This is a genomic window from Mucilaginibacter psychrotolerans (assembly GCF_004519315.1).
GTDB classification, from domain to species: domain Bacteria; phylum Bacteroidota; class Bacteroidia; order Sphingobacteriales; family Sphingobacteriaceae; genus Mucilaginibacter; species Mucilaginibacter psychrotolerans.
Genome location: NZ_SOZE01000015.1, coordinates 135956 through 142093 on the forward strand (window position 1 = coordinate 135956; position 6138 = coordinate 142093).

Here is a 6138-nt window from a genome sequence, read left to right on the forward strand (position 1 = left end):
TAAGCAAAAACATGAAAAAATTAACATCTATTTGGCTGCTTGCCATGCTATGTATTATTGGTAAAACAACTTTTGCCCAAAGCGGCAATGCCGAAACGGATGCCATTATTAAACAAATGCGTAACCAAAACAGCAAGGGTACTATTCATTTTGAAGCTATGGGTGCTTCGATAACTGATAACGCCACGGTGATTAAAGGTCCGAAAGGTATTTACGACCTGGGTTCCAGCTTTCTTACTGATCATGGCGACGGTGCGCAGGTGCATTTGTTTTTAGCCAAAATACAAACCGGCACACAGCTGCTTTTGCAGAACAAAGATGCCAGCACTATCGCCATGATTAACGGAACAGTGTATCAAGTTACCGGTACAGCCAACTTAAAAGTATCGGGCAAAAATGTTTCCGGAACGTTTACCGGGGTTTTGTACGCGGTAGCAAAAAACAAGTCCAAGGCCGCTACGGTACCTTCCGGTAAAATAAGCGGTAACTTTAACAATCTTAATCTATCCCTGTAACTGCATGGTTTAACCTGTATTTAATCTCCAATATTTACCAACATGAAAAAGCGCAGTTACTTATTATATTACTGATGCTAAACCGGTGTAATGTGCGGATACCGGCATCAATACCGGTAGTAATATAAGATACCCGTCAATTTAGTTTGATTGGCCGGCCTTAGGTAATTTTTCACCATTGTTCTGCCTTATTAAATCGGCCACTTAAATGGAAATAAAATGATCATCAAAAATAAAAAGCTAATTGCAGCAATTTGCCTGCTATTTGGTATCGCGATAGCTGTTTTTAATATGTGGAACATTTATAATTACAGCTACACGGCCATTACGGGTATAAAAGCTACCGCGCATATCACTAGCTACAAAAGAATAAAAGGTACGGGCAAAGCGCACCCGGCCTTTTCGTTTACCATTCCTAATGGTACAATAGTAAATGGTATTAGTAAAACCTTGTCATTTAAGTGGCTGAGTAAAAGCTATGGCATTAACGAGGAGATAGCATTAAGCTACAAAGCCGATGACCCATCGGACGCTGTAATACTTAGCTGGCGCGAGTGGCCAGGCGGTTTATTTGTTACCGCTTTTGGGTTGTTGGTTGTTTTTATTGCCTGGCAAATGCTATGGGAAAAAGCCGATAATACCATATAAATACCGCCCGCTATGAAAAAACTATTGTTAATGCTGCTTTTGCTGGGTAACCTTAATCTATTTGCGCAAACAAATCAAAATTGGGCAGGTACCATGATCGTTACCTTTAAGTTACCGCCTACGCTGTCTGGTAATAAATTCATTAGGGCCAATGTGATTTATGATAAGCAATTGCTGGTTTCAAAACCTCGCTTTATCGGCGGGATTAAACGGTATATTCAAACGTCATTTTCATACTCGGCAACAGCAAGCGATAAGGTAGGCGGGCTTAAAATTCCGGTAACAGTGCCGGCTGGTACTTACGCCTGGTTATGTGATGATGATATGCTGATTGAAATGACCGTGCATCCCGAAAGGTATAAAATACAGCTTACGGCTAAAGGCTTGCAACCGGATATTTATGCCATGCCTGTTTTGTTTGATTTTGTAACCGAAAACTCGCTTAACCTGGCTTACCTGCAAAATATGGATGTAACGCAAAGAAACCTGCTATGGCTTCAAAAAACCTGGATGCTATCTGTGCCTTTAAAAGAAGATGCCCTGCAGAATACCCCGCAGATTATAGATACCACGCTATATTTTAGGTTACAAAAAAACGATATCCCGGCGGCATTAAGAACGAAGCCCTATAATACCATGTATAGCGATGTATCAAAGGCCGGACAGCAGTTCGTGATAAAAAAAGCATACCTGTACAAAGGGAAAATTTTCATTAGCCGGGGGCAGCTCAAAGCCCCCGCAGTAGTGCATCCGGATGCTTGTATAAACCGTTTTATGGACCTTAACGGCGTGCCTTGTGCAGCAGATGGCTGTATTACCGGGAGCGGTAACGGCGCATGCGCGGGCATGTTTTTGCCGGGCAGCAAGGCAAAAGAACTGGAAGTTACAGTAGTTATAGATCCATAGAAGGTTTTGTATATTGCTAAACATTAACTATGAGGTTTACAACACAACTTCTGCTTTTAATATTATGCAACTGCCTGTTTTTTAGTGGTGTTTTGCAGGCCCAAAATAAATTTACCGCTGATGTGTACAATGCAGACCTGGGCCTGCCATCAAACCATGTAGAAAGCTGTACTGCCGATAGCGTTGGCTTTTTATGGGTGGCCACCAGGCGCGGCATTTGCCGATACGATGGCTATAACTTTAAACCTTACCCTGCAGTGCGCGGCAATATATTAAGCATGTATAATGCCGGTAATAACGGTTTAGTTTACTATACCAATACAGGTGGTTTGGCCCGGTTTAATCCCTATAAAGCCGTTGCTAAGCAAATAGCCACTACTCAATTTAGAGATAGCGATCCATCTAATGATCATTATAATAATATTTTTGTTGATAATGCCGGCCGTATCTGGTGCTGCGATTTTGCCCATGTAAAATATTACAGCGCCCGTAAAAAAGCATTTAAAAGCTATGCGCTTATTGATTACGACAGTACCACAGACAGGCTGGCCACCTTTACCCAGTTTAAAAATGGAGAGGTATGGATAGCCAGTATTTTTGGGATGAAGTTGTGGAATGAAAAAACAGGGCAATTAACCCAAAGTAGAATACAACTGCTTAATAACCTAAATTTTTCCACCTCGGCACGTATAGGGCACGATTCGCTTTTACTGGCTGCCGGCAATAGCTTAATTCTTGTACAACCTTCAACGCAAACCATCCTTTCAACCGCAAACACCAATATTACCGATGCCATTGTTTCCATTACCACAAGCTATATAAATGGTAAAAAATATGTTGTACTGGCATCAAGCGATAAGGTATATACGCTAAGCAACCCGTCGGCCCACTTAACCGAAATCTTTAATATGCGCCCTTATGGCGGCATTATCAACAGCATATACTGTGTGCGCCAAAACGGTTTTATATGGGTTAACAGCAGCCAGGGCTTAATCAAACTAACTCCTCCCGCTGATGCCATTGTAAACATACCGGTAACCCCGCTTATTGGCAACGCCGGCGAAAGCGCGATTACGCAGGTTGTTAAGCAACGTAACGGTAAGGGCTACTTTGTAAATACCAGCATTGGCGAATGTTATTTTACCTATCTGGATGGGTATTGGGAAAAGTTACCCGTGGCGGCACGGGTTAACCATATAGTGGTTTACGGCACTAAGCTGTTGATTGCCACATCTGTGGGGCTTTATGTTTATGATGGCGGCAAGGTAATTAAGGTAGTAAAAATACCTGGTATAAAAAAGGTGTTGGAGGCTGGCGGCTACCTATGGCTGCTATTGGATAACGGCCCTGTATTGGTACTTAACAAGGTCAATTATTCCTTAGCTAAAAATTGGCCTGTAAAGAATAGTCCGGTATTTGCAAAGGAAAACTTGTGGAATGATATTTATGCAACTGGCCGGGGCGAAGTTTATTTGGCTGGCTGGATGCGGAGCGGTTTTGGTTTGGCGGTTTATGATAAACTACAAAGCACCTTTGTGCCTATATCTGGCAGAACAAAAAACGAAAATATGTTTATAGGTGATTATTATAATCACATCGCGCCTTCTAAAAAGTTTAACTTGTTGTTTTCGGGTTATGGCGGCTTTAATACGGTAAACCCCCAAGGCCAGGTTACGCGTATCATATCTATAAATGACCATAACCTGGCCAATGAACATGTGGAGGGGATTGCCGAAATGCCGGACGGGCGTATATGGTTCGGCACAGAAGAGGGCGTGCAGGTATGGAACCCTAAAACAGATGAGCTAACGTTGGTTACTACTCAAAATGGCTTGCCATCAAACAATGCCATTTACGGGTTCGATTTAATAAATGATAACGTAATTGCCATCGGCTTTAACAAAGCCATTAGCCTGTTGTATACCGGCAAAGTATTTAAAAGTACGCTTCAAAATAAACTGGTCGTCTCGTCGCTGCACGTTAACGGAAAGAACCGCGAGGTAATTGCAAACAAAATAACCGTAAGCCCATCCGAACGTAACCTGCAAATGGCCTTCTCCACGCTGGATTTTGCTGATACACGTAAAATAACCTACCTATACAGTATTAACAATGGCGAATGGTCAACGCTTGGCAATAACCCGATTTTAACCTTTTCTAATTTTAAGCCCGGAAAATATGCAATAACGGTAAAAGCTGTTGATAATTTAAGTAACCAACAAACCAAACAGTTACTGCTATATGTACTTGCGTTACCTGCTTTTTACGAAACGATATGGTTTGTTATTGTCATTACAGCTGCGGTAGTATCGTTGGTATGGCTGTTTTTCGCGTTCAGACTAAGACAGTTAAAAAAGATAGGCAAGTTCCGGTCGGCCATATCGCAAGATCTGCATGACGATGTTGGTGCAACGCTAAGTAGTATCAATATTTTATCGGGTATGCTGAAAGATGAAACCAGGCTGCCAGAGAAATCTGCCCTGTATTTGCAACGCATCAATACCGATGTGCAGCAACTACAGGTGAAGCTGGATGAGATTATCTGGAGTTTAAAAAAAGAAGAAAACTCACTTCAGCAAATTTTTGTAAAACTGGTTAACTACGGTTATGTAATGATGGAGGCAAGGGATATTGCTTTTGAACATTACGATGAAATGGGCCAGCAGGAAAAAACATTATCTTACCAGATTAACCGCAATCTGTATTTATTAGTAAAAGAAGCTTTAAACAACATAGCTAAACATAGCAATGCCACAGCGGCAACATTGTTATTTAAATTACAAAAAAAACTTTTGGTAATAACTATTACTGATAATGGCCTGGGAATACCACCCGAACGAATGCATAAGCGCAATGGTATAAGTGGTATGGGTAAGCGTGCCGAAGAAATAGGTGCGCGGATACAAATAAATACAGGCAATAATAAAGGAACCGAAATAGTTGTTGAAATAAAGCTGTAGTATGATAAAGGTATTGGTATTTGAAGATAACAACAGCTTAAGGCAAACGCTAAAACTGCTGATTGACCATGACGATGATTTATGGCTAACCGGGGCATTTAACAATTGCGATCACATAAAAAACCACCTGGAGGGTGACATAAAGCCCGATGTGATTTTGATGGACATAGATATGCCCGGTATAGGCGGTATTGAAGGGGTAAAGATTGCTAAGCAAATGTTGCCCGCCGTACAGGTCATTATGTTTACCGTTTATGAGGATGACGATAAACTTTTTAGATGCCTGGTGGCCGGAGCGAATGGTTATTTGTTAAAAAAGAACAGCGCATCGCAGATAACGGCAGCCATAAAAGACGTATATGGCGGTGGTGCCCCTATGAACCCCGAGATAGCCCGCAAAGTAATGCAAATGTTTAAGGAAGAAAAGTCGTTGCCGAGTCATGGTTTGAGCGAAAGGGAAGTTGAATTGCTTACCATGTTATCCCAAGGCCTGCCTTATAAAGTAATAGCCGCACAAACAGGCATTTCTATTGAAACCGTTAAAACGCATCTTAAAAATGTGTATCATAAAATGCACGTAGCTAACGGCACCGAGGCTGTTGGCAAAGGCTTAAGGCTTAAAATAATTAAATAAATTGTAATTCATTGGTATGCGCTAGAAGCTCTTTAAAAAGTTGAGCGCAGCATCACAATTGCTGAAAACAGTACCCTGCAACAAATGCTGATCGAGCGTGAAAAAGTCGAACAAGGCCGGGTGTGCATTTAAATTGATTTTTTCGAACTTCATACCCCAACCTTCAAAAGATCTTTTAGCTATTGATCCCGCTGCTAAGGTGCACACATTGTGATGTCGCTTGTCTTTCGTAATCTTTTCATAAGTAGTTTTCACTTCATCTTCAGGCCCCTCAAGCACTTGCATAAAACGGGCGATAACTGACCCATTATGTACTCCTTCCACAAAAACTAAAAGACCGGTGATGGATTTGTTGGATCAAGGAGAAAAGTTGGGGGGAAGAAAAGATTAAGCATAGATTTTAGCAAGTCTGAAGAGGAAAAAGGTAGTATCTCTAACGCCTCTTGAAGTAGCCCTGAAAGCCTTGATTTTTGCG

General features: G+C 41.5%; 6 protein-coding genes. 5 read left to right on the forward strand and 1 reads right to left on the reverse strand.

All coding sequences use genetic code 11. The annotated features are described in order from the left end of the window. Positions 1-11 precede the first annotated feature (11 nt). The 5 genes from E2R66_RS15650 (at position 12) to E2R66_RS15670 (ending at position 5663) form a co-directional block, all read left to right on the forward strand. Entirely contained in the window at positions 12-515 is a 504-nt protein-coding gene (locus tag E2R66_RS15650) for a hypothetical protein (protein WP_133235295.1), read from the forward strand. A gap of 219 nt (positions 516-734) precedes the next feature. Then, positions 735-1163 (forward strand): DUF3592 domain-containing protein, encoded by a 429-nt coding sequence (locus E2R66_RS15655; protein WP_133235297.1) that lies wholly within the window; start codon positions 735-737, stop codon positions 1161-1163. Positions 1164-1175: 12 nt separating this feature from the next. Next, a complete protein-coding gene (locus E2R66_RS15660) occupies positions 1176-2069 on the forward strand; it encodes a hypothetical protein (protein WP_133235299.1) in 894 nt (297 codons plus the stop codon). A gap of 29 nt (positions 2070-2098) precedes the next feature. Then, the gene (locus E2R66_RS15665) at positions 2099-5029 is read left to right on the forward strand and encodes a sensor histidine kinase (protein WP_133235301.1); all 2931 of its coding nucleotides are present in this window, start codon (positions 2099-2101) and stop codon (positions 5027-5029) included. Between the two features lies 1 nt (position 5030). After that, positions 5031-5663, forward strand: coding sequence for a response regulator (locus E2R66_RS15670; protein ID WP_133235303.1), 633 nt, complete (start codon positions 5031-5033; stop codon positions 5661-5663). Positions 5664-5684: 21 nt separating this feature from the next. Here the strand turns inward: E2R66_RS15670 and E2R66_RS15675 are convergent, their stop codons facing one another. After that, positions 5685-6008, reverse strand: coding sequence for a BLUF domain-containing protein (locus tag E2R66_RS15675; protein WP_133235305.1), 324 nt, complete (start codon positions 6006-6008; stop codon positions 5685-5687). Between the last annotated feature and the right edge of the window lie 130 nt (positions 6009-6138).

Bases quoted from the DNA above. Each gene is read 5' to 3' on its own strand.
- E2R66_RS15650 (WP_133235295.1), top strand. From the start codon at position 12: ATGAAAAAATTAACATCTATTTGGCTGCTTGCCATGCTATGTATTATT.
- E2R66_RS15655 (WP_133235297.1), top strand. From the start codon at position 735: ATGATCATCAAAAATAAAAAGCTAATTGCAGCAATTTGCCTGCTATTT.
- E2R66_RS15660 (WP_133235299.1), top strand. From the start codon at position 1,176: ATGAAAAAACTATTGTTAATGCTGCTTTTGCTGGGTAACCTTAATCTA.
- E2R66_RS15665 (WP_133235301.1), top strand. From the start codon at position 2,099: ATGAGGTTTACAACACAACTTCTGCTTTTAATATTATGCAACTGCCTG.
- E2R66_RS15670 (WP_133235303.1), top strand. From the start codon at position 5,031: ATGATAAAGGTATTGGTATTTGAAGATAACAACAGCTTAAGGCAAACG.